At 41.5% G+C, this 19,458-nt stretch carries 27 protein-coding genes; 8 read left to right on the forward strand and 19 right to left on the reverse strand.

Going from position 1 to position 19,458, the window contains the following annotated elements:
* Window positions 1-70 precede the first annotated feature (70 nt).
* The 6 genes from radC to L1076_RS06870 all read right to left on the reverse strand — a co-directional run bounded on the left by radC (window position 71) and on the right by L1076_RS06870 (window position 3,369).
* A complete protein-coding gene (gene radC / locus L1076_RS06845) occupies window positions 71-559 on the reverse strand; it encodes a DNA repair protein RadC (protein WP_038869263.1) in 489 nt (162 codons plus the stop codon).
* Between the two features lie 213 nt (window positions 560-772).
* The gene (locus tag L1076_RS06850; protein ID WP_237303423.1) at window positions 773-1,249 is read right to left on the reverse strand and encodes a hypothetical protein; all 477 of its coding nucleotides are present in this window, start codon (window positions 1,247-1,249) and stop codon (window positions 773-775) included.
* A gap of 712 nt (window positions 1,250-1,961) precedes the next feature.
* Complete coding sequence (locus tag L1076_RS06855; protein ID WP_237303424.1) at window positions 1,962-2,297, reverse strand: hypothetical protein; 336 nt, start codon at window positions 2,295-2,297, stop codon at window positions 1,962-1,964.
* Entirely contained in the window at window positions 2,294-2,509 is a 216-nt protein-coding gene (locus L1076_RS06860) for a hypothetical protein (RefSeq protein ID WP_038869260.1), read from the reverse strand. Before L1076_RS06860 ends, L1076_RS06855 begins: the two co-directional genes overlap by 4 nt.
* Window positions 2,510-2,536: 27 nt before the next feature.
* Window positions 2,537-2,824: a helix-turn-helix domain-containing protein gene (locus tag L1076_RS06865; RefSeq protein WP_038869258.1), complete on the reverse strand. Its 288-nt coding sequence runs from the start codon at window positions 2,822-2,824 to the stop codon at window positions 2,537-2,539.
* A gap of 83 nt (window positions 2,825-2,907) precedes the next feature.
* Window positions 2,908-3,369: a YrhA family protein gene (locus L1076_RS06870; RefSeq protein WP_237303425.1), complete on the reverse strand. Its 462-nt coding sequence runs from the start codon at window positions 3,367-3,369 to the stop codon at window positions 2,908-2,910.
* 220 nt (window positions 3,370-3,589) lie between these two features.
* Here L1076_RS06870 and L1076_RS06875 point away from each other — a divergent pair, with 220 nt between their 5' ends.
* The 4 genes from L1076_RS06875 (at window position 3,590) to L1076_RS06890 (ending at window position 5,763) form a co-directional block, all read left to right on the forward strand.
* Entirely contained in the window at window positions 3,590-4,024 is a 435-nt protein-coding gene (locus tag L1076_RS06875) for a hypothetical protein (protein WP_237303426.1), read from the forward strand.
* A 2-nt stretch (window positions 4,025-4,026) separates the two neighbouring features.
* The gene (locus tag L1076_RS06880) at window positions 4,027-4,686 is read left to right on the forward strand and encodes a hypothetical protein (RefSeq protein ID WP_237303427.1); all 660 of its coding nucleotides are present in this window, start codon (window positions 4,027-4,029) and stop codon (window positions 4,684-4,686) included.
* Complete coding sequence (locus L1076_RS06885) at window positions 4,679-5,059, forward strand: hypothetical protein (RefSeq protein WP_237303428.1); 381 nt, start codon at window positions 4,679-4,681, stop codon at window positions 5,057-5,059. Before L1076_RS06880 ends, L1076_RS06885 begins: the two co-directional genes overlap by 8 nt.
* Window positions 5,060-5,319: 260 nt before the next feature.
* Window positions 5,320-5,763 (forward strand): hypothetical protein, encoded by a 444-nt coding sequence (locus tag L1076_RS06890; protein WP_237303429.1) that lies wholly within the window; start codon window positions 5,320-5,322, stop codon window positions 5,761-5,763.
* 102 nt (window positions 5,764-5,865) lie between these two features.
* Here L1076_RS06890 and L1076_RS06895 read toward each other — a convergent pair whose 3' ends face one another.
* From L1076_RS06895 to L1076_RS06935, 9 genes are all read right to left on the reverse strand, one after another.
* The gene (locus tag L1076_RS06895; protein ID WP_237303430.1) at window positions 5,866-6,297 is read right to left on the reverse strand and encodes a hypothetical protein; all 432 of its coding nucleotides are present in this window, start codon (window positions 6,295-6,297) and stop codon (window positions 5,866-5,868) included.
* 253 nt (window positions 6,298-6,550) lie between these two features.
* Entirely contained in the window at window positions 6,551-7,171 is a 621-nt protein-coding gene (locus tag L1076_RS06900; RefSeq protein WP_038869244.1) for a hypothetical protein, read from the reverse strand.
* Between the two features lie 299 nt (window positions 7,172-7,470).
* The gene (locus L1076_RS06905; RefSeq protein WP_038869242.1) at window positions 7,471-7,671 is read right to left on the reverse strand and encodes a hypothetical protein; all 201 of its coding nucleotides are present in this window, start codon (window positions 7,669-7,671) and stop codon (window positions 7,471-7,473) included.
* A gap of 214 nt (window positions 7,672-7,885) precedes the next feature.
* A complete protein-coding gene (locus L1076_RS06910) occupies window positions 7,886-8,458 on the reverse strand; it encodes a hypothetical protein (RefSeq protein WP_038869241.1) in 573 nt (190 codons plus the stop codon).
* Window positions 8,458-9,189 (reverse strand): AHH domain-containing protein, encoded by a 732-nt coding sequence (locus tag L1076_RS06915; RefSeq protein WP_237303431.1) that lies wholly within the window; start codon window positions 9,187-9,189, stop codon window positions 8,458-8,460. Before L1076_RS06915 ends, L1076_RS06910 begins: the two co-directional genes overlap by 1 nt.
* 156 nt (window positions 9,190-9,345) lie before the next feature.
* Window positions 9,346-10,554, reverse strand: coding sequence for a replication initiation protein (locus L1076_RS06920; RefSeq protein ID WP_237303432.1), 1,209 nt, complete (start codon window positions 10,552-10,554; stop codon window positions 9,346-9,348).
* 221 nt (window positions 10,555-10,775) lie between these two features.
* Window positions 10,776-10,985, reverse strand: coding sequence for a hypothetical protein (locus L1076_RS06925; protein WP_237303433.1), 210 nt, complete (start codon window positions 10,983-10,985; stop codon window positions 10,776-10,778).
* A complete protein-coding gene (locus L1076_RS06930) occupies window positions 10,982-11,392 on the reverse strand; it encodes a hypothetical protein (RefSeq protein ID WP_237303434.1) in 411 nt (136 codons plus the stop codon). Before L1076_RS06930 ends, L1076_RS06925 begins: the two co-directional genes overlap by 4 nt.
* A 58-nt stretch (window positions 11,393-11,450) precedes the next feature.
* Window positions 11,451-11,663, reverse strand: a complete 213-nt coding sequence (locus L1076_RS06935) for a hypothetical protein (RefSeq protein WP_005430833.1) — start codon at window positions 11,661-11,663, stop codon at window positions 11,451-11,453.
* Window positions 11,664-11,758: 95 nt separating this feature from the next.
* Between L1076_RS06935 and L1076_RS06940 the strand changes: the two genes are divergently transcribed.
* Genes L1076_RS06940 through L1076_RS06950 form a run of 3 tightly spaced genes read left to right on the forward strand, consistent with a single transcriptional unit; the run spans window position 11,759 to window position 13,928 of the window.
* Window positions 11,759-12,427: a phage repressor protein CI gene (locus L1076_RS06940; RefSeq protein WP_237303435.1), complete on the forward strand. Its 669-nt coding sequence runs from the start codon at window positions 11,759-11,761 to the stop codon at window positions 12,425-12,427.
* Window positions 12,427-13,455, forward strand: a complete 1,029-nt coding sequence (locus L1076_RS06945) for a hypothetical protein (RefSeq protein ID WP_237303436.1) — start codon at window positions 12,427-12,429, stop codon at window positions 13,453-13,455. Before L1076_RS06940 ends, L1076_RS06945 begins: the two co-directional genes overlap by 1 nt.
* Window positions 13,452-13,928 carry a Panacea domain-containing protein gene (locus L1076_RS06950; RefSeq protein WP_237303437.1) on the forward strand — a complete coding sequence of 159 codons (477 nt, stop codon included), beginning with the start codon at window positions 13,452-13,454 and terminating at the stop codon, window positions 13,926-13,928. The genes L1076_RS06945 and L1076_RS06950 overlap by 4 nt, the downstream gene beginning before the upstream one ends.
* Before the next feature lie 34 nt (window positions 13,929-13,962).
* Here L1076_RS06950 and L1076_RS06955 read toward each other — a convergent pair whose 3' ends face one another.
* The 3 genes from L1076_RS06955 to L1076_RS06965 form a co-directional block, all read right to left on the reverse strand.
* Entirely contained in the window at window positions 13,963-14,850 is an 888-nt protein-coding gene (locus tag L1076_RS06955) for a DNA adenine methylase (protein ID WP_237303438.1), read from the reverse strand.
* The gene (locus L1076_RS06960; protein WP_237303439.1) at window positions 14,850-16,403 is read right to left on the reverse strand and encodes a ParB/RepB/Spo0J family partition protein; all 1,554 of its coding nucleotides are present in this window, start codon (window positions 16,401-16,403) and stop codon (window positions 14,850-14,852) included. Before L1076_RS06960 ends, L1076_RS06955 begins: the two co-directional genes overlap by 1 nt.
* A gap of 372 nt (window positions 16,404-16,775) precedes the next feature.
* Entirely contained in the window at window positions 16,776-17,213 is a 438-nt protein-coding gene (locus L1076_RS06965) for a hypothetical protein (RefSeq protein ID WP_237303440.1), read from the reverse strand.
* Between the two features lie 429 nt (window positions 17,214-17,642).
* On the opposite strand from L1076_RS06965, the gene L1076_RS06970 reads away from it, so the two are divergent.
* The gene (locus L1076_RS06970) at window positions 17,643-18,665 is read left to right on the forward strand and encodes a tyrosine-type recombinase/integrase (protein ID WP_237303441.1); all 1,023 of its coding nucleotides are present in this window, start codon (window positions 17,643-17,645) and stop codon (window positions 18,663-18,665) included.
* Window positions 18,666-18,902: 237 nt separating this feature from the next.
* Here L1076_RS06970 and L1076_RS06975 read toward each other — a convergent pair whose 3' ends face one another.
* Window positions 18,903-19,238 carry a Grx4 family monothiol glutaredoxin gene (locus tag L1076_RS06975; RefSeq protein WP_038869223.1) on the reverse strand — a complete coding sequence of 112 codons (336 nt, stop codon included), beginning with the start codon at window positions 19,236-19,238 and terminating at the stop codon, window positions 18,903-18,905.
* Window positions 19,239-19,458 lie beyond the last annotated feature (220 nt).

Here is a 19,458-nt window from a genome sequence, read left to right on the forward strand (position 1 = left end):
TTGCACAACAATCTATCCACTACTCCATTGATACTTATAACAAAAATAAAAGGCGGCCGAAGCCGCCCTTTTAAATCCAGCCTCGCTCAGCGAATGAAACTGCACCTTCAAAGGAGACTACGAAATGGTCAAGAACCTTAACATCGATAAGCGCTAGTGCATCGATTAAGCGGCGCGTAATGCGACGGTCAGCTTGGCTAGGCTCAGCAACGCCCGAAGGGTGGTTGTGGTAGAAAATCACTGCGGCAGCGTTTTCAGCAAGTGCCTTTTTGACGACTTCGCGAGGATACACCGAAGCTGCGTCAACCGTGCCAGTGAACAGCTCAGCAGAAGAGCGAGCTCGATGCTGGTTATCAAGGAAGATTACGCCGAACACTTCGTGTTCTTTGGCAGCTAATGAGTTTCGACAAAACAGCTTTACCATCTCCGGAGATGTGAGAGCTGGCTGCTCACTGACAAACATTTTCGACTTTAGTATTTCGGCTGCATGAGACAATACTTCCTGCTCCTGCGCTGTGAATAGTGAAGTGTCTGAGTAGTTAAAGGTTGATTCAGTCATGGCTCATTTCCTTGTGTTCATGTTGTTGTCGCCTGACTGTCCGGCCTACTGTCATGGTTCTGGTCTGCAAGGGCGCGAAGCGTTCATATACCCTTGCTGACAAGGTTCTGATGGTAGACGGTTTAAAGGAATGCGATTAATAACTGAACACGATTAGCGCCGTGACTTGCCAACTACACGAACTGACCTTACGGCCAGTCCGTGCAAGACCACTTATACCGCCGTAGCCTTGTTGAGGTTTGCTCGGATAGTTCGCAACACTGTTGATGGTTTACGAGTGCTGTTAATAACCATGACTTGAACGCTTGGTTTCGCCTCTTCTAACGTCAAACCCAAGCCACTCACAACAACTTCATACTGATCACAAAGGTTTTCGATTTGTGGCTCTGTCAGCTCAGTCCATTTGGTGCGAACCATATCAGCATAACTATGTACACAATGCGTTTCCTCGGAACTTTCAAAGAGTTCGTTCAGTGGGGCATCTTCACTTGCTATTTCACACTCAGATACCGAAGGGAACTCAGGATCAACAGGACAACCCACATGACAAAGCATCTTAATAGCCGTCAGCTCGATAGCGGTAGAACCGGTCAGCATGTTACCTGTGACAGTATCGATGCATCGACCGATAAATTCGTCGCTGTCACGGCGAATATTAAGCGAAGCCAAGCTTGAGCCTGCGAGCGCCATCAAATGATGCGAGTCGAAAGGATTATCGACGCCGACAAAATCGTCTCTTACTCGCTCTTATCGGAGGCAGCGGAAGGCAATGAGGAAGAATGACGAAGCGCAGCTACACAGTAGCGGAGGCATTGGGTGATTGTTCACAGGAACTAAGCCAAACAGAAAGAGGGATGGCACCAAGTGAGGAACGAACCTGGTGCAAAGACCAATTTCGTTTTGAGGCTAGTTATCGTGGGAGGAACACAGTGACGGAATGAACCGAGCGCAGCGGTGTGCCGCCTAGCGAGAACGCCCAATGTTTTGTGTAAATAGACTATGTTTGTAAGAATACAAAATAGAGAAAACGGGAAATGAAAAAGTGATGAGTAAGGCTTCAGAAAAACGCCACTACCATGAAGTAAACGGCATAGAACGGGTAGAATATCCCTGTAAATGTGGTCAAGGTTTCTATCGATATGATCCAGACGGAGAACGCTCAACTCATAACCAATTGCCACATCGATGCACCAAATGTAATGAGTTAGTATTCTTTAGCATCCCCTACCCTGCACTTCGCTATAAGGGACGTATATTTGTAGATTGGGAAACAGTGAGAGGACTTGGCGCTTAACTTTGCTTTTTAGGGAGAACAATCCCACGCCCCTTCCCGTGCCCCCCAGAACTGGAGAACTTACACGCTTAAACGCTTTGTTTTTCTCATATCCTAAATACAAATTTCCTACCGTGACCCCTTATTCAGTCTTTGGTTTTGTGTGTATTGACTTGGCATTGAAAACAACGAAGGAAGTATGCATATAAACAAAATAACTCCAACGGCAGCCAAATCACCAACTACAAAGTAAAACACCCCAGCTATAGCCATGACCACTGGAGCTAAAAAGGGGACTTGTTCATTGAACCATTTACTCATAAAGCGCAACTTCACTGTTAAGCTGCGTTTGCTTTTTATTACTGGCCTAAAAACTGTTTTGGTTGTTGTTGGCTTAAATGCAAATGAAATTAAGACCATACAAAGAAACAAAAGGGCGTTGAAAGGCTCAAAAAGTATTTTCATCCAAACACCCTCCAAGAAAATGCAAGCCAAAACACCATCACGACCACCACTGCGTAGCTCAGAGCTCCAAATAGCGCCTCAACCACAGCAGCATCATAAGCTTTAACATCGCCCTTCAATTTCAACAGTCGTAGTAACCAGAAAACTTGCAACCCTCTCCGTACCCCATAAACAAGCAATATAGCGCCAATTAAAAATACGAAATAACCCACTCTAAACCTCCTTGTGATTAACCACTGTTAATAAATACAACGATAGTTTAGCACGCTACAGACGTGCGAAAGGTTATTTTTAATCCAAGTGTGATTTACTGCACCCCAATTCATAATTCGATATTCGCCGCGCTTAAACTGTTCGACTTCGATTTCCAATTCATGCAGTGCTTTAACAGTGTCTTGTGCAGTTCTGCGAGGCATTCCGGTTGCCTCCATAATCAATGGAATGGTATTTCGGCCATTATCTATGAGATAGGCGACCAACAATCTTCGCAAGAACGACGTTTGAGTTTTACTAGGTTTTTCTGTCATTGAATTCATACCTATAATTTCTTGTGAGAATTAAAATAGCACGAACTAAACACATAAAAATACTCTCCGAAGGACGTCTTTGGTTAGAAGATACAGCTATTTTCTAGATTAAAGCTCAATGCTTCAAAAAAAGTAGTGAAGCTATAGAGCTCATCCCACGATACACTATCAACAATAACAAACGTCTTGTTATCAAGGTTGAACGCTATCCTAGTCATTGATTCTTCACTATACGCGAAGTACTTCCTTAACGACTCTTCTTCCCAAAATTCCAAATTCGCATCGATAATGCCATCCAAAAAATATGGTTCATTTTTTTGTTCATTTCCATATAAGTTAAAGCCATTACACGAGAAACCGTTTGTTTCCTTTAGGATTGACAGGTAATCACTATCTAGCTTCAGATTGAACAGCTCTTCCACTTTTCTTTTGCATTGTTCAACATCTGCGTCATTTGCAGAAGGAACGAAAAAACCAACACCGAACATCTGATGTTCTTTTTCATTTTGGAGCTTCAGCATCTCCAACGCATCTCTATCTGACATTTTCATCCCTACTTCTTGGGTAAATAGTCCCATCGAGCACAGGCCACTGAACTTCCACAATACTACCGATGATTTAGCAATATCATCTCACTTTGTATCTGTCGCAATTGGGAACGGATCCAGCAAAAATCATCTTTAATTTAAGTATTTAAATTATGAACAGTTATGCGCATTAGAAAAAGAAGATAGGATGCAATCAGTTTCTTAATGAGGGGAAGTGGTGAGTGATTATTTTGGGAAAAGAAGTAAGCTGGCTCGCTCTTTAGGAGGAGGATATAAACCTCTTCATGATGTTGAGAATGTAAAAAAGCCCGTGGAACGTATAGAGACCGCTCGAGAGCGCGCAGCGCAGCAATGTCGAAAACGTCAAGAGGAGTTGCGTTACACGAAAGAGGATGAAGCTCGGTGGGCACGAAATCGAGAGAGAGCACTCTCGAAACGTAAAGTAGACGAGGCATTTAATATTAAAGTAGCGTTGCAAACCAAAGATGGAATAGCTCTTCCTAATCAAGGATTTAAAGCCTTTTTTGAAGATGGTAGTGAGCAAGTATTTGAAACTGACGATAACGGCGTTTCAACTGAGTTTGCAGAGATGACAAGGGTACAGAAAGTCGTTATTTCATTGAATCACGGTTGGATTAAAAGGGACGTATAGCGATGACAGTTGAAATACAAACGACACCGACATCAAACCAAGAAGCAGTGGTTGTACATGTCAAGATCGAAGTGGGTGACTATGTTATCCCGATCGTCTACCCTGATTACCTCGTTGCCATCCCTCCTGAGTTCCAAGAATTATGGGGGGTTAAAATTCTGGATAAAAAAGAACAGTTTGGTCATGCTGGAGCATTAATCATTAATGGTAAAACTGGACTTTCAAAGTACTATGAATACGGTCGCTATGAACAGTTTGGAACTCTTGGTGGAGTGAACAAGGTTGGAATATCTGATGCCGTGATCGAAGATGGCAGAATAACAGAGTCAAGCTTGGCCAATATCATGAGTGAACTGTCACAAGATGCAGGACAAGGAGGGCGAATTGAAGCGGTCGTCTTCATCGGAGACTATTATGACAAAGCCTACGAATGGCTAACAGACCCAAAAGGCCCTTATAGGAGCCCTGATAGACAAGCTTATGATGTTACCGATTTTAATTGTATGCAGTTTGTCTTGGATTTACTGAACGCACTCGATATCGAAACACACTGGACAGGGTTTATTGTTAAGCCCGATGATGAAATGGAAGAACTTCAAGAAGACTACAAAGACCTTCGATATACCCCAGGCAACAGAACCTTGGAAATAGAAGATGAGTAAACTCCTCAAGATAATAATAGGGCTTATCAGCTCCGTTCTATTCATTGTCATAGCTGCAACAATGAGCTTCTACCTAAAGACTCAATCCGCTACATATATTGACGAGTTTGGGGAGACAAGATTGGAAAACCATCCCTCTGCAAAATTTGTGGGAGGTAAAGCTTTTGGTTGGTTTGTCGTGCAAGAACCAATACAAAGCGCCGTCATTATTAATGTGTTCTCAGAGAGCGGTAACCTCCAAGGACGCTATGAACTACTACTTCCAGAATCGCAACGTAGCAGTTTCACTACGAGTGATATAACTTTTTTTAATAATGATACATTTACGCTTTCCGATGGAAATACAGTAAATAGTAGGTTGTTATCCAGATAGTAAAGGAAGCTGTAACTGACTTAAATTCCTGAGAACGAAAAAGATGGCCACAAGCAGAAGAGTTAGAGCTAACAAAAGCGACCTGTTTAAGTCAATGACTGTGTTAGCAGTAAGCACTCTTGCAGTCTCGTTGACAATAGCAATGGGGATCTCGATGCCAATTGTGGCTGGTGTTTTAGCATGGGTTGGAATTGAGATGCTTCTCGGTTCAATATTGGATGAATTTGAGGTTGACGACGCTATCGTGAACGGGTTAAAAAATGCAACCAATTAAGAACAAATACCTACTACTTTTGGGAGCGCTGGCCGTATCCTCACTGTACTTCATTTGGCTTTATGTCGTGATGAAAGACTTCTTCGACATAATCTATCTAAGAGCAGCACAACTAGAAGTTAGCTATAGCTTTGCGACCATACCAGTACAGCTATGGATCTTCTCCATATTCATCTTTGGTGGTTTGTTCGTGGCGAGCAACGGGAAGCTAAAACTACCGAATAGGATTAAACGCATCTACATGACTGTTATCCCAGTTGCCAGCCTCGCGATCTCTATCGGCTTGGGAGTAGTGCTGAAACCAATGCTGATCAAACACTTGACTAACAATGGCTATCAGCTGACCGAAACTATTCAAGCATCTAAACCTTGGTATTTCGATAAAGAGGTTTACGAACTAAACGTTACCAATATAAGTTCCGCTCATTAAGCCTTTCTGGCTTTGAAGTTTGCAAAAACTTCATATGACGTCGCAAATTGCATATTTGCTCCTATTAGACCAAGTCATAGGGTTATGCTCAGTATATTGAGCTCAATTTAGCTCAAGGAACCACAATATAAATTGATTGAAATCATTCCATTTATGCAGAAAATGCCCCTCTTTAAATGCAGAAAAAACATCACCAGCTTCAAGAAAAATAACACTTTGGTCTTTTTTATTATAAAAGTAGGTGCCATTTGAAAGGTCATTCAACGGAATGTAGTCTTCTGACAATTCGTAAGTATTTCTAACTGAAGAAAGAAGATCAAGATAGTCAGAATTAATGACAAACCAGCAAATTTGATATATTTCCTGATTCTTACTACGAAAAGTAGCCCCATCCTCTGCATGTAAATAAAACTGAGCGATATCACTATCCAAATCCAAGCCAACTGAACTCAAAGCTTGCTCATAAGGCGCAGTCACATCTTCAAACCATTGTTCTTTATCGTTTAAGTAATTGATTACTTTTGAATCTAACATAGCCTATCTCTTTTTCATCTCGTTGTTTGCTCGTTCTATCCAATAAGCTTCTCTGTCTAAGTCAAAGCTATCTCTATCTACTGGATTTATTGGGGGTCTATTCGGAAGGGACAGATGCAAACTGTTAGTACCATAATACTGTTGGTGTGTTTTAGCTGACAGTTCAAAAAGGGAGCCTTTCGAGTTTTGTTTAAATAGACTCAACGTCGACTCAGTTTGGTTAGAGTAGCTAATGTATATGCACTTTGCGATTTTAAAGCGATTTATCATCGCAAGCATCAAGAGCTTTATTTACGTGGTAGACCGAAAATAACACCCCACCTTCAGCTAGCATATTGAAACCAATTGGCATTGAAATAAGCCCCAAGAACAAGTAACTGACGTAAAACGTAGATGTCAAAGAGTACAACGACAATAAAAAACTCACGAAGCCAATCGTTGCAATAACAAGACCAAGCACAAGATTAAACACTCCGAACACTACATCAAATTTAAGTAATCGAACTCGGAAAGAAAGCGCTTCTATACCTGTAACATCAGGATACACACCTATCGTTTTCAAGATATGACGAAAGGCCACCTTGCTCCCAATGCGTTCATTCATAATCAAAGCCGCATTTAACATGGGAACACTAAGCCTCTTGCCGTGGATTTTCCGAAAGTGCTCTATGTTGAGTTCATTATTGAAATGAGCTTTTAGCTCAGTTGAGATGTTCGGGTCATCGAGAGCAGCTGTAATCGCGAGGTAACGTTGATTGCGGCTATGATGGTAAAAACCGGCTATCTTAGGAAAATGCCATGCTGCAAGCAAAACTAATATTGCTGCTGCAACCCAGTAATCTCCTTGCTTTAGTAGATCTGCAAATACTTCCATCTAGATAACTCTCCTTAGTTCTTACCTTATAGACATACCACAAATTGATATGCAATCGCATTACATCTTTTCACCTAATACTCTGATTAACAATCAAAATATTATTGAAAACAATGAAATATGTACCCACTAACGGTTGAATAAGTCGTTAGATATATCTAGAGAAGATCGAAGTCATCGAGGGTAATATGGAGCAACATAGGTTGAAGAGTAACAAGGGTAAGTAAGAGCTCTTTAGTACTGAACAGCAACTAAGGGTGAAGACACCCTTATTCTTAGAGCCTTTAAGGAGGCATGGACTAACGTTCGGCCATTTCAATGATACTTAGAACTGCCTTGCGCGTATCTTGTTCAAGCATGCCTTTTGTATCAGCGATGATTAAGCCGGCAATATATATACCCGCAGTTCGCATTTCTTCATTAGCCTCACTGCTCGACACACCATCGATAACGATATCTAGAGCAGATAAAACGATGTCCTTTTCTTTATGATTTAACATATCAACACCCTCGTGAGTCAACTGATTATGAATCACACCTTCTCTACTGCCGCTTTATCACGCAGCAATGATTCAAAGGTGTTGAATGTCTTGTTGGTTAAATCATCCTTTATCTGGACATGTAGCAAACCTAACAATAGTCCTTGTCACTTCAATAGCATCTTGCAACTAAATTAGACCTAAATGCTCCTTTCTTCCTTGTCCCTACCTGTTGTTAAAGTGACCCAACAAGTTCATCAGTGAAAGTGATGCCTCTCAAATCATTCTCTCGAAAAATCTCGACAAACCTCTGGTTACAAAACAAATTCGAGGATCCATCTAACCTCGACTTAAACAACACCTTTTTGTTGATGTCGCCCTCAACAAAAACAAGCTTCTCCACTCCAGCAGAAAAACCATATTCGATTTTCTCAACACACTGGTCCCGATCTTCCAGACCAAACTGAAAACATGAGTAAAGATACCAAGAATCACCATCAACATTTATTGGCAAGAACTCACCCATCAATTCAAGGTTTTCCTTCAACGCGCTGTGCGCTTTTGGTGATAGGACTAAATAAGTTCGTAGCCAAAGACTCACATCCGGTAGTTGAGAATTACTGTCGAGGACATCTTCAAAGCAGACATCGACTTGCTTCCAGATGTCTTGCAGAGAATCATTTTCGGTCGGTTGCCTTAAGATGCGTTCAAATAAATTGAAGTCTCCCAACTGCGTTGCCATCTCATCGGGTGTTGAACACATTGTTTGAAAGTGTTCGTGGTCATCACATATCCTGAAAACGTTCATTAACCTGTCCAACTATTGTCTTTACTGCCCATCACTTTCTCTGGATAGGTTCCTTTTTTCAAGTGCATTTTGACTTGAAAAAGCCTTGCTTCGAAGTGTTTTTTCTCAACCGTTGTTCGCGCAAACTTCGCACTGATCCAAGTTTCATAATTATATCGATGTAGTGAACGATGAGCAGGTGATTGTGGGTCTGCCCAATTGTATGTGGCATTGGATAAAAAGTTCATCAGCCACACACCGTTACGAGGGTCGTTGATACCCACTCGATGCAGGTGCATATTTAGTCGAGCGGCTCTCATATCCGCTTTACGAAATCGACCTTCACCCGGAATGATATGATGAGGCTCGTGGTTTTGTGTCGGTTGAGGCTCCCCTGCTGCCGTTAAGTTACCAGCAAGCCTTCCTGTTGGATGATGCTTTTCACGCAATAGATCCGAAGCATTTTTCTGTAAGTTTTCTCTGGTGTAGCTTTCAAGCTTATCTTCAAGGTCTTCGACTCTTGCATGGGCAATAAGCTCGATCCGTTTCAATTTCAGAAACTTCAGGTCTCGCGCTTCAGCAATAAGACGCTTGTCTCGTTGTGCTTTCGTTTCACTCTTAGAAGGCGTCGTACGATATTTCTCATAGAAATCAGCAACGAGTAGATCATACCTATCTAAAGCTAACTCCGCCGCTGAAGCCTCTTTGGGACGCCTCGATGCTTTACCAACAATACTCAAACCAGTCTGCATATCAATCTCCTATGTGCAAAACTAGTTGGATAACACTAGGAATTTAGGTGAGCAAATACTCAGTCTTTGGCTTTCGATTCAATAATCATTCATCGTGCAAGTTTTGATGGTATGCATCAGTATTGAGAACAAAATAGGCTTTGAACAATCCCAAAACTAACCATCAACAATATTCAGATAAGCCGCCCACTTCAGCGGGGAGCGAGTGAAACCAATGGTCTTGCCCTTCCCACCAGTAGCAAAATCAAGATCTTTCTCAGGGGCAGTTATCTGATGTACAGCATAAGGGCCACTTTGCTTCAAGCCTGACAACGATGAAATCGGAAGAATCCGGACATCTTCAGTAGGCTCAATCAAAGATTGAACTTCATAGAAATAGCGCCGCACAGTTTTTCGACAGAGACGAGCTGTTTTCGCAACTAACGTGATACTAAGTGATTCCCCCTTATTCAATAGATATCGACCGGCGTTTATAACGCGCTTTTTAGTTTTCTCACGCCTAACTTGATGTGTTCTCGCCGCCGCTAAGCTTTGCCTTTGCTTAATGTCTAGGTCACTCGACAGATCCATCACTCCGCGCCTTACACGCGAACAAGCGTAATACTTATCCCAAGTCCACCGAGCAACACTTTTAACCAAGGACTCGACTTCGCTATGCCTCAAAGGAGTCTGCGTATCAAATGAGTGGTTCTTGTATGCTGCAAAGTAACTGACACGACGTTTGAAATTCTCATAGCTCCCTTCCCGACGCTCAGCCTTTACAATCGAATAGGCATAGTGGCGAGCATATTCAAATAAAGTGCAATTACGGGAGTGAGACATGTCATCTAGATTTGAGGGTTCACGCCAATACAAAGCCGCTTCAACTACTACAGAATCAGCTAACTCACCAAGCTCATAAACTTGGGAATGAAGTTCTGTTGTTTGCCACCATGGATGAAAAGGTGTCTTAGCCACTGGCCCTGAATAAGCAAGATCTGCCTTGAGCCGCAAAGCCATAGCTTGATATACCGCCTTAAGGTATTGGATAGGTTTACTTCTCGCATTGTCACTATTACAAACCGGAACAATCGCATAGTAGAGGTGGGCTTTGTTACTGTGCCGATTTCGGACAATGAGATTAGGAGCGGGTACCCCTTCATCTTGCCAAATGTAAGGGTTAGGGATTGGCCTATCTTCATGGTCAATGTCGAACACTAACCAAGAAAGCATATCTTTACGGTTAACCTGCATATAAGGCCAGCGGATAGCATAATGCCTTGGTCGAACAAGCATTGCGGTTTTATTATCGCTGCATCTAGACAGATACGGGGCTTCATCGAGCAAACGCTGAAACGAATTGCTCGTTGTTTTTAGAGGGAGCATGGCAACCTGCCTAAAGTTATTTAGTCATGGTTAGGAAGCAATTGATAACCTTCACAGGCATACACTGACCAACACTATCAACAATCCCGATGCACACAGATGTAACCTTCGATATTGAATCAATTGTAGAAACAGGGTCATTATTAATGTTGAAGGGCTCAAGACTTAGAGGGGCTCTTAGTGTGAGAGCTCCCTCTAGTTTCTATGAACAAGGAGACATGTCATTCTTTCGTCTCGCTTGCAAATGTCTTAAGAGCGATACCAGCTTGGTTGTGTATATCACGCCAGATCCGAATCAAGTTACTTTGACACGCCTCTTGTCCCTCCACTTGGTTATCTCGATACTTAGCGATATTTAGTGATGCTACGTTCTGAAGGTGGAGTGCTTCATCAACGTTTGAGATAGGTATCTGAACGTTTAGATAACTCATACCCTGCCCCCCATAGCTTCTAAGCAATATTGTTCAAACTGGTAGAGGCCTTCATCGTCGAAATGGCCAAGATCTCTAAGCGCCAGCATTTCTACGAACAAACTGCGATTGCTGAAATCCAAATAAGACCAATGATGAAGTTGCGGTACGCACTTAGCATTTCCAGAGCGATACCAACTGACAAATGAATGGGAGAAGAAGACACGAGCGCGCTCTCCCTCCATCGCATCACGTATGTCAGCCAAAACGTTTGATTGAGGACGATGTACCTCGGGAGGAGGCAGTTTCTTTGCAATAGCCTCAAGGTATTGCAGTATTGTTTGCTGTTCTTCCATACCGCTTTGCCTAAAGCGTTTTTGTATCTGCTCTATTGACTGATTCAATAAAAATAGTTCTAAACTTTCCATACTAACCTCCAAGTCATAGCCACTAAGTGCGTATGTAAAAAACGTCCAATTGAATAACTCAACCTAAAGCAGTAATAGCTTCACGAGCCGCCATTTCATGCATGGCAACCATGTTAATCAGAGGCTTATCACGAGGTTTGTCTTTAGGTTTGATGATGACTCGCCCTTCCGTCACGAACTGGCGGATAGTGCCCATCGGCAGTCCAGTGATGCGAGAGTATTCTTCGTAAGTCACATAAGGGCTTAAGGGTGGTATCTTGTACGTTAACATAGTGATATCCTTGCATTTATGTCTATCTTCATCGGTTGTCTTTAGCTTTGGTCGGCGCGACAATCAACTTTCGAGTACAATATTGATCAATTATTATGGATAGTCAACAGCAGATATCAATTTTCGAGTACCTAAAAGGTGAGGATTTTACTCAAACCTTGAAGGAGTCTCTGGGTTTATCCACATTTGCAGAGCTCGCAGATGTGACGAACGTAAGTCGTCAGACAATTAGCACTTGGAATGCTCACAACAGGAACTCCCACGAGTTGGTTGTTCGTATTCATTTGAGGACAGGAATCCCCGTTCATGAATTAATTCTTCCGAAGGGCTACCCTCTAGTGGATCTCCATCATTCATTCTGGAACGACAAAAAGACTAACGAGGTTGTAGCTGGTCTATCTAGCCCAGAACTGTTGAATCCTCAACTCTCTGTAGTGGTAGTTAAGAGCTTCTGCCTCACGAACGGCCAGCTTGTCCCAACTGGAGAGATTCCATACGCACAGCGCATGTTTAACTCATGGGACTTAGATGCAGCTAACACAGTAGAAATAGAAACTAGCGAAGGCCGTTTTCTAATCGACAAGGGCCAAAATGACGCGGTTAGTGGAGATTACTTAATCGATATGAATGGGCGGCTATCCATTAACCATATTCAGCGACTACCAAATAAACTGGCGGTCGTATTTGGCAATTCGACAGTTGAAGTATCAGAAGAAGATATCAAAGTGATTGGCCGCGTAGCGGTGGCGTTAGAGAAGAAGTAATGGCTAAAGAGTCCAAATACCTTCATAGATTAAACTTCGGCTTTTCTAGCGAGAAAAAAACTTTTGAAGCATTAACAGATAAACTCGGGAAAATCTTTTATCTGGTCCTAACAGTAGCCGGCACAGTATCTCTTACTTATGCTGGAGGGTTCGTTGGAAGTGCCCTTTCGATACGTTCTTCAGAGAATGGGGGGGCATGGTATGGACTTGACGGAATCAGTGAATACTTGGGCGTTCTAATCTCGCACCCCACTCTTCACTTTGTATATGGCGCTTTATTATTAATCTTCGGACTTACAGGCACATACAAAGATTACGAGAATCTCGATAAAAGAAATCGAGAGCTGGAAAAGCAAGAAGATTGTAGTACCAGAAAACTGTCCGAGCTAAAATCATACCTTGAAGAATCAGAGGTAGAGAATGCGACCCTAAATGGACGGATGAAAGCTAAGCATGCGCAATTGGTCGAAACTTGGTTAAATGGGGCTTTTAGCCAACTATTAAAAGTAAATACTCACGCTAGAGTTTCAATCTACTACTACTATAATGACGCGTTTTTTATATTGGCTAGATATTCACCAAACGGACGAATAGGTAGAATCAACAAACAAAAGTTTGCGTTAAATCAAGGTGTTATCAGCAAAGTATATGAGCACCTTAAGTGTCATGAGTCCAATGCACCTAAGCACTCGGATGATCCAAATGCGTATAAGCAATACATGATGCAACATTACGGGTATAAGCAGGAGCAATTGGACACATTTAATATGAAGAGTTGCCGTTACTTCGGGGAAGCAATACGAGAAGCCGATTCAGTGATAGGAATAATCCTTTATGAAAGTGAAATCCCTGAAGATCTAACTGATAGCGAAACAATTGATAATATTAAGAGCTACCACAAAAATTATTGGAGTCATCTATGCCAGTTTGTTCGGCATGGGATTGAGCATGACTTATCCACAAAACAACACGATAATAGCATCAACGATAAAGATGCATTAGAGGCATTGGGAGGAAGGAAACGATGAACAACCTTCAGCGTATAGTTGCTTATTTATGTTGCAATTACCCTTATGGCTCAGAGCTGTCTAAAGCACGACTTACTAAACTAGTATATCTGGCCGATTGGTTCAGTGCTCTAGCTGATGAGAGAACATTGACAGATATTGAATGGGTGTTTAATCATTATGGTCCGTATGTAGATGATGTTGTAGACAGCGTGTCTCGCCATAACAGCTTCAATATTGAAAGAACTCAAACGATGTATGGTTCTGATAAATGGGTCATATCTTACGATGGTGATCGGGAAGAACTAGACTCATTGGATGAGCGAACTAAAGAGATATTAAACTTAGTCATAACCAACACCCAGACTATGTATTTCAATAGCTTTATTGATTATGTTTATTCAACTTACCCAGTAAGGGCACAAAACAGATATGCTCATTTAGATCTCGTTGAGCTAGCAAACGAGTACCTTGCTCAAGAAACAGAAGCATAGATTATATGAAAAGGCTCCTATCGGAGCCTTTTCATTACTTTAGTGGTTTACCAAGATTTTTTAACTTTCTTAGTTCATTAAATGAGATATCAGGTTTAAATAGTACCTTATGGATATTTGGATTATGAATTATAAGTTCAGAGCCTTTACGTTTGGTCTGCGCTGTATATGTTAGGCCAAATGGTTGTGGCTCAAACTCTGCATATATACCAGCAATCTCAGGAGTATCATCATAGGTAACAATCCAAGGATGCTGAATATTTCTCACACTACGGTAAAGACGGTAGTGGTCATTATGCTCAAAGAAGTTTTGGTAAAGACCTTTGCCTTTAATATAGTAGGGCGGGTCGATATTAACGAGGCATGGGCCTTCAATGTCAGGTAGGTATTCATCAATAAACAATGTGGCATCGACATTGGTTAAAACTATATTTTCTCTACGTGCTGCAATAGCCCTAATTTGCTCAATCAGTCTTTCTTTGTTGTATCGACAGTCTAGTAGGTAGTTACCATTTTGCTCTAGGCCACCGATCACACCCGCTTTAATGATCCCTGAACGGTTTGTTCTATTTAAGAAAAACGTTGCAAACCCCAGTTGAAGAGAGTTGGTCTTGTCATTGGAATAAACTTCCTTTTGTCTGTACCACTCTTCTATTGTAACGTCGGTGTTTTCTATCAACTGACAAAGCTCATCAGTGCGATTTAGCACGCTATACCAAAAAGCATGAATTGCGGGATCTAAATCGTTAACCCATACATTTTCAACATGCCCCTCTAAAAGTAGATACCATGCGATTGCGCACCCACCGGCGAATGGCTCCACGTACGCTCCACCCTCAAGCCTATTTAGCTTAAGAGTTTCCACGACATATGCAGTAAGTTTGGACTTACCACCAGGATACCTTAGCGGTGAATAAAACATTATCTTTCCTTCAATTCAATCAGGACTTTCAGCAGGGGCGTAAGCATATCCCAAAAGCCATTTACAAATCTATAATCAATTTTATGGGTTTCGTGCCCATGCATGTAACTGTTCAACGTATCCAAACTATGTTCATTGTTTGGTTGAAGTAGCTTGCTGATAACTTTGTTTGCTTGAGATTCGTTCACATGGCTATCGCACAAAAACTTAAGACGTTGCTGCAAGATAGTGTGATTGTAGTCTTTGCTATATTGTTTGGCCACAAGCTTTTCTAATTTATTTCGACGAATAAAATCATCGACTGACAGATCAAGAAACACGCGAAGAGTTATAGATGCCGAATGAGTATAAAGATGCACTGGCACTTTTTTTAGCTCGGAAAACAGGCTATTAAGCTTAGCACTTTGTACTTTAATCGTCGTTTGGGGGATAACCATTCGAAGTCGATTACCCTTATGCTTAACTGGTGCGTCTACCTTAATTTGAGCGGAGTCAGGTACACCATTTTGCTCATTAACGTTATTTGTTGTGTCAGCTTTAGGTTCCGCATCATTGTCAGAGCTGTTCGATTCAACTTTTTCTGGGGAGTCTATTGATGTTGAAAGAACTTTTTCTTTGCCATCCTCAGGGAAAGTAACTTCTGGAAGTACAGCAAATATACTTTCGTTCTTTTCTGGTATCGAACGGGTGTTTACTACGAAGTCTAAGTCATTAGGTTCGATATTGAACATCAGTTTAAGAAATTTACCATACGCATGAAGGAAGCTATCTTCGTTCGAGGTAATTTTTACTTTCATTCCATCAAACTGAACCCCCCAACGATCTCGGACGGACTCGCTCGCAAACCAACGCTCGAGTATAGTCATAGATATGCGGTTGCTATCAATTAGCTCTTTTTCTTCCTCGCTCATCAAGTCTGTAACTTGCTTACGAGTGGCTAAGTCACGCAATTGAACATATCGAAGTGCTTGAATTATCTCAGAACGAGTGAAGCCTGTTACTGCGATAATTTTATCAATCTCGTGATCGTACTCATCATACAAACTCACAATGAATCGCTGTTGCTGCAAACGCTGCCACGGTTTCTGAATAGAGCTAGTCGAATGACGCTGTAAAACATACCAGCGTGTTCCTTCTAGGCTTGGTGCTACACATACTTGCACTTTTTCAATGTCGTTTCGGTCAATGAGCTTTGACTGCTGCAAAATGAACTTACGAATTGACTTAGGTGCTTTCTCTGGATTTCGCAGCAGCTTGAGAGCCAAAATACGGCGATTTCCTTCTGCAACAATATAGCGATCGGTTTCGTCTTTCCAAACAACAATAGGCTCAAAATCCATAAATCCGAGTTTGATAATCGATTTAATTAGCTCAAAAAAGCTCGCTTTGTCTGAAGGCTCACTGATAATTTCTTCTGCAAAATCAGCTAACTTTATTCTCGACTGACTCTCTGCTGTGTCAAAACGGGGGTTTTCTTTCCAGAGTTTCAGATAGTCAACCGAACGGGGAGTACGCTTTTCCCACCATTTATTTTTGTTACCAACCACTGCCATTAAACCTCAAGCTATATGTCTACGGGTATAATATTCATATAAAACGAGTATGTTAAGCACCTTAATGCTCATTTGAGTAGGATTGCTTATATTTGGAGCAAAACTTGACTATCATCAAAGACTAATAACTGTATATAAGAACAGTTTTGGTACAAGTATCGAGTCAAGCTAGAGAGCATGCCCTAACTTGACTTACCTCTGTCGTTCAATTGTAGAAATGTCCCCCTTGTCTTGAACAAACTTAACTACAATTGCTTGTTTTTGACGTACTCTTCTAGTTCACCACGTATCCGCACATTCAAACTTAGAGCAGCGAATGCGTTAGAAAATTTCTCTGTCGTCAATTTACAATCAGAAAATGGCTCCTCACCTCTAGCAAAGCCCCCCATCCACCAATACTTGAAGCTCCGCTAATGAATATAAACATGACTTTCTATATGAAGGATTACCAACCCCTTCAGTCTTAATTACCTGCATTCTTGCATCATGTATCTGTAGTAACATTAAAATTTTTGCCAAATATTCAGCTACATCCGGCGTTGCCGATTTTATACATTCTTTGAAAGCAGGGATATGGCGCTCAGGTGTGTCTGGTATTTCAGTCTTTAGAGCATTTCTCTTGTGCCGAGGTTCTTTAGAGCTTTCATATGCCTCACTCAGTACCTTTGCGCTTTTTCTAAAGTGGTCACATAATTCATTGAGCGCCTGTGGCACGAAAGCCTTAGCTACTATAAATTCTCTTTCCAGTTGTTTGGTGACGTGATATCGAGATATGTTAAATGCTATTAAAGCCAGCCATGAGTACCACACGCCATGTACATACTACCAACTCCACTTTCCTTCAATAAACGGGTGGATAAACATCGAATATAAATAGACAAGAGTTACAACGACACTAAAAAAGTTCAGCGACCGAATTGGATTTTCAACCTCAAATAAGTATCGATACGGTTTCAACATTCCTCCAACCGAAAACGGTTCTTGTTCAACATTCACTTTCTAACTCCAAACATCATATAACCCTCGACAGCCTTCAAAATGATCGATTTACGCCTTCATAATGCTATTTTTTCATAGACATACAATTCATAAGAAAAACTAAGACACACAACTTCTTTAATCACATCTAATAGAACCAACCATATTTCTGTCATTCCTGTTCATTCATTATCAACTTAAACATTGCAAAAACCTCCACATAGAAATACTGTATATAAAAACAGCCACATTTATCTCGCTATGACGATACGAAATCTAAAAGATGGCAGTAAAAACCCTTGGCTGTGTGAGTGCTATCCAACTGGCCGCTCAGGTAAACGAGTCCGTAAAAAATTTGCTACTAAAGGCGAAGCTGCTGCTTTCGAGCTCCACATAATGAAAGAGGTGGACGATAAACCTTGGCTTGGAGCAAAGCCCGATCACCGCCGACTTTCTGACTTGGTTGCGCTTTGGTTTAAGTTACATGGCAAGAATCTAAAATCCGGTGACCATTCTCGCTTGCGTTTGGAAATCATGGTTGCTGATCTCGATAATCCAATCGCTGCTCATCTGAACTCGCAACAATTGGCATTGTACAGAGCCAACCGCTCAAACAAGGGGAGAGGCAAACAACACAAGGAGTTGTCGATCGCCTCTAATAATACTGACTTCGGCTTGCTGAAATCTGTGTTCAACAAGTTGATAAAGCTTGGTGAGTGGAAACTACCCAATCCGGTGAACGGTATTGATGCCATCAAAAAGCCACAAACTGAACTGGCGTTTTTATCCGATCAGGAAATTCAGCATTTATTCGAAGTGGCAAGGCAAAGCCCAGTTGGTGACGAGATTATTAAGATATACAAGATTTGTTTATCAACTGGTGCGCGTGTAAGGGAAGCGATATTTCTAAAAGGCTCCAACTTAACGAAGTACCGAATCACGTATAGCAACACCAAAGGCAAACGCAACCGAACGGTGCCCATTTCGGAAGACTTATATAACCAGATTTATAAGCCAACCAATGATCGCCTTTTTACTTGCAGTTACAGAGTTGTGTATAAATGGCTTAGGGTAGCATTGCCACACTTACCTGAAGGGCAAGCAACTCACGTTCTGCGCCATACCTTTGCAAGTCACTTTATGTCAAATGGCGGCAACATACTTGTTCTAAAGGAAATCCTCGGTCACAAGATGATTGACCACACTATGATTTACGCCCATTTCTCACCAAGCCATTTGAGTGATGCGGTGCGCTTCAACCCTCTCGTAAACCTCAATATCTAGCCGCCACAAATGGCGACAAGATGGCGGCAGCCGTCATTAAACATCGGTATTTATAGGCATTCATCAGAACGGGATACTTTTCAAACACTTGAAATAGCGAGGGATTACTAGGTTTTGCGAGGGTTATAGAAAGAATATAACATAATAAAGCTTTATGTTCATTCCACTAACCTAAAAAAGAAAAAGGAGCCAATGCGGCTCCTTTGTATTCTATCGCCAAATTTGAGTATTTACGAATTACTCAGCGTCACCTTCAACGCGTGCTGCCGCTTCTTTGATAAGAGGCTGAAGCTCACCTTTCTGGAACATTTCCAAAATGATGTCACAACCACCGATCAGTTCGCCTTCAATCCATAGTTGTGGGAATGTTGGCCATTGAGCGTATTTTGGTAGCTCAGCACGGATGTCTGGGTTTTGTAGAATGTCTACGTAAGCGAACTTCTCGCCACAAGCCATTAGCGCCTGTGCAGCTTGAGAAGAGAAACCACAGCTAGGCAGTTTCGGTGATCCTTTCATGTACAGCAAGATTGTGTTTTCAGAGATCTGCTGTTTGATTTTATCGATAGTTTCCATCGCTTCCTCATTCATGGATGTGAACTTTAATTATTGCCACATTTTACTCAATAACCACAGAATAAAAACCATATAATTAGTAAGTCTTTGTGGGTTTTATCTTAAAATATTTTCATATCGGGGTTTTAATAAAGTAAAAACTTGCTAAAATACTTTTCAAGTCAGTCGTAAAGACTACATATAAATAAAAACACTGGAAGCAATCGAAAGGTAACCCTTT

Source organism: Vibrio sp. MMG023 (assembly GCF_021654215.1).
Classification (GTDB): Bacteria; Pseudomonadota; Gammaproteobacteria; order Enterobacterales; family Vibrionaceae; genus Vibrio; species Vibrio jasicida.

What these genes read in the sequence shown, in the direction of transcription:
- radC (WP_038869263.1), bottom strand. Translation starts at nt 559, where the DNA reads ATGACTGAATCAACCTTTAACTACTCAGACACTTCACTATTCACAGCG.
- L1076_RS06850 (WP_237303423.1), bottom strand. Translation starts at nt 1,249, where the DNA reads ATGGCGCTCGCAGGCTCAAGCTTGGCTTCGCTTAATATTCGCCGTGAC.
- L1076_RS06855 (WP_237303424.1), bottom strand. Translation starts at nt 2,297, where the DNA reads ATGAAAATACTTTTTGAGCCTTTCAACGCCCTTTTGTTTCTTTGTATG.
- L1076_RS06865 (WP_038869258.1), bottom strand. Translation starts at nt 2,824, where the DNA reads ATGACAGAAAAACCTAGTAAAACTCAAACGTCGTTCTTGCGAAGATTG.
- L1076_RS06870 (WP_237303425.1), bottom strand. Translation starts at nt 3,369, where the DNA reads ATGTCAGATAGAGATGCGTTGGAGATGCTGAAGCTCCAAAATGAAAAA.
- L1076_RS06880 (WP_237303427.1), top strand. Translation starts at nt 4,027, where the DNA reads ATGACAGTTGAAATACAAACGACACCGACATCAAACCAAGAAGCAGTG.
- L1076_RS06885 (WP_237303428.1), top strand. Translation starts at nt 4,679, where the DNA reads ATGAGTAAACTCCTCAAGATAATAATAGGGCTTATCAGCTCCGTTCTA.
- L1076_RS06890 (WP_237303429.1), top strand. Translation starts at nt 5,320, where the DNA reads ATGCAACCAATTAAGAACAAATACCTACTACTTTTGGGAGCGCTGGCC.
- L1076_RS06895 (WP_237303430.1), bottom strand. Translation starts at nt 6,297, where the DNA reads ATGTTAGATTCAAAAGTAATCAATTACTTAAACGATAAAGAACAATGG.
- L1076_RS06900 (WP_038869244.1), bottom strand. Translation starts at nt 7,171, where the DNA reads ATGGAAGTATTTGCAGATCTACTAAAGCAAGGAGATTACTGGGTTGCA.
- L1076_RS06905 (WP_038869242.1), bottom strand. Translation starts at nt 7,671, where the DNA reads ATGTTAAATCATAAAGAAAAGGACATCGTTTTATCTGCTCTAGATATC.
- L1076_RS06910 (WP_038869241.1), bottom strand. Translation starts at nt 8,458, where the DNA reads ATGAACGTTTTCAGGATATGTGATGACCACGAACACTTTCAAACAATG.
- L1076_RS06915 (WP_237303431.1), bottom strand. Translation starts at nt 9,189, where the DNA reads ATGCAGACTGGTTTGAGTATTGTTGGTAAAGCATCGAGGCGTCCCAAA.
- L1076_RS06920 (WP_237303432.1), bottom strand. Translation starts at nt 10,554, where the DNA reads ATGCTCCCTCTAAAAACAACGAGCAATTCGTTTCAGCGTTTGCTCGAT.
- L1076_RS06925 (WP_237303433.1), bottom strand. Translation starts at nt 10,985, where the DNA reads ATGAGTTATCTAAACGTTCAGATACCTATCTCAAACGTTGATGAAGCA.
- L1076_RS06930 (WP_237303434.1), bottom strand. Translation starts at nt 11,392, where the DNA reads ATGGAAAGTTTAGAACTATTTTTATTGAATCAGTCAATAGAGCAGATA.
- L1076_RS06935 (WP_005430833.1), bottom strand. Translation starts at nt 11,663, where the DNA reads ATGTTAACGTACAAGATACCACCCTTAAGCCCTTATGTGACTTACGAA.
- L1076_RS06940 (WP_237303435.1), top strand. Translation starts at nt 11,759, where the DNA reads ATGGATAGTCAACAGCAGATATCAATTTTCGAGTACCTAAAAGGTGAG.
- L1076_RS06945 (WP_237303436.1), top strand. Translation starts at nt 12,427, where the DNA reads ATGGCTAAAGAGTCCAAATACCTTCATAGATTAAACTTCGGCTTTTCT.
- L1076_RS06950 (WP_237303437.1), top strand. Translation starts at nt 13,452, where the DNA reads ATGAACAACCTTCAGCGTATAGTTGCTTATTTATGTTGCAATTACCCT.
- L1076_RS06955 (WP_237303438.1), bottom strand. Translation starts at nt 14,850, where the DNA reads ATGTTTTATTCACCGCTAAGGTATCCTGGTGGTAAGTCCAAACTTACT.
- L1076_RS06960 (WP_237303439.1), bottom strand. Translation starts at nt 16,403, where the DNA reads ATGGCAGTGGTTGGTAACAAAAATAAATGGTGGGAAAAGCGTACTCCC.
- L1076_RS06970 (WP_237303441.1), top strand. Translation starts at nt 17,643, where the DNA reads ATGACGATACGAAATCTAAAAGATGGCAGTAAAAACCCTTGGCTGTGT.
- L1076_RS06975 (WP_038869223.1), bottom strand. Translation starts at nt 19,238, where the DNA reads ATGGAAACTATCGATAAAATCAAACAGCAGATCTCTGAAAACACAATC.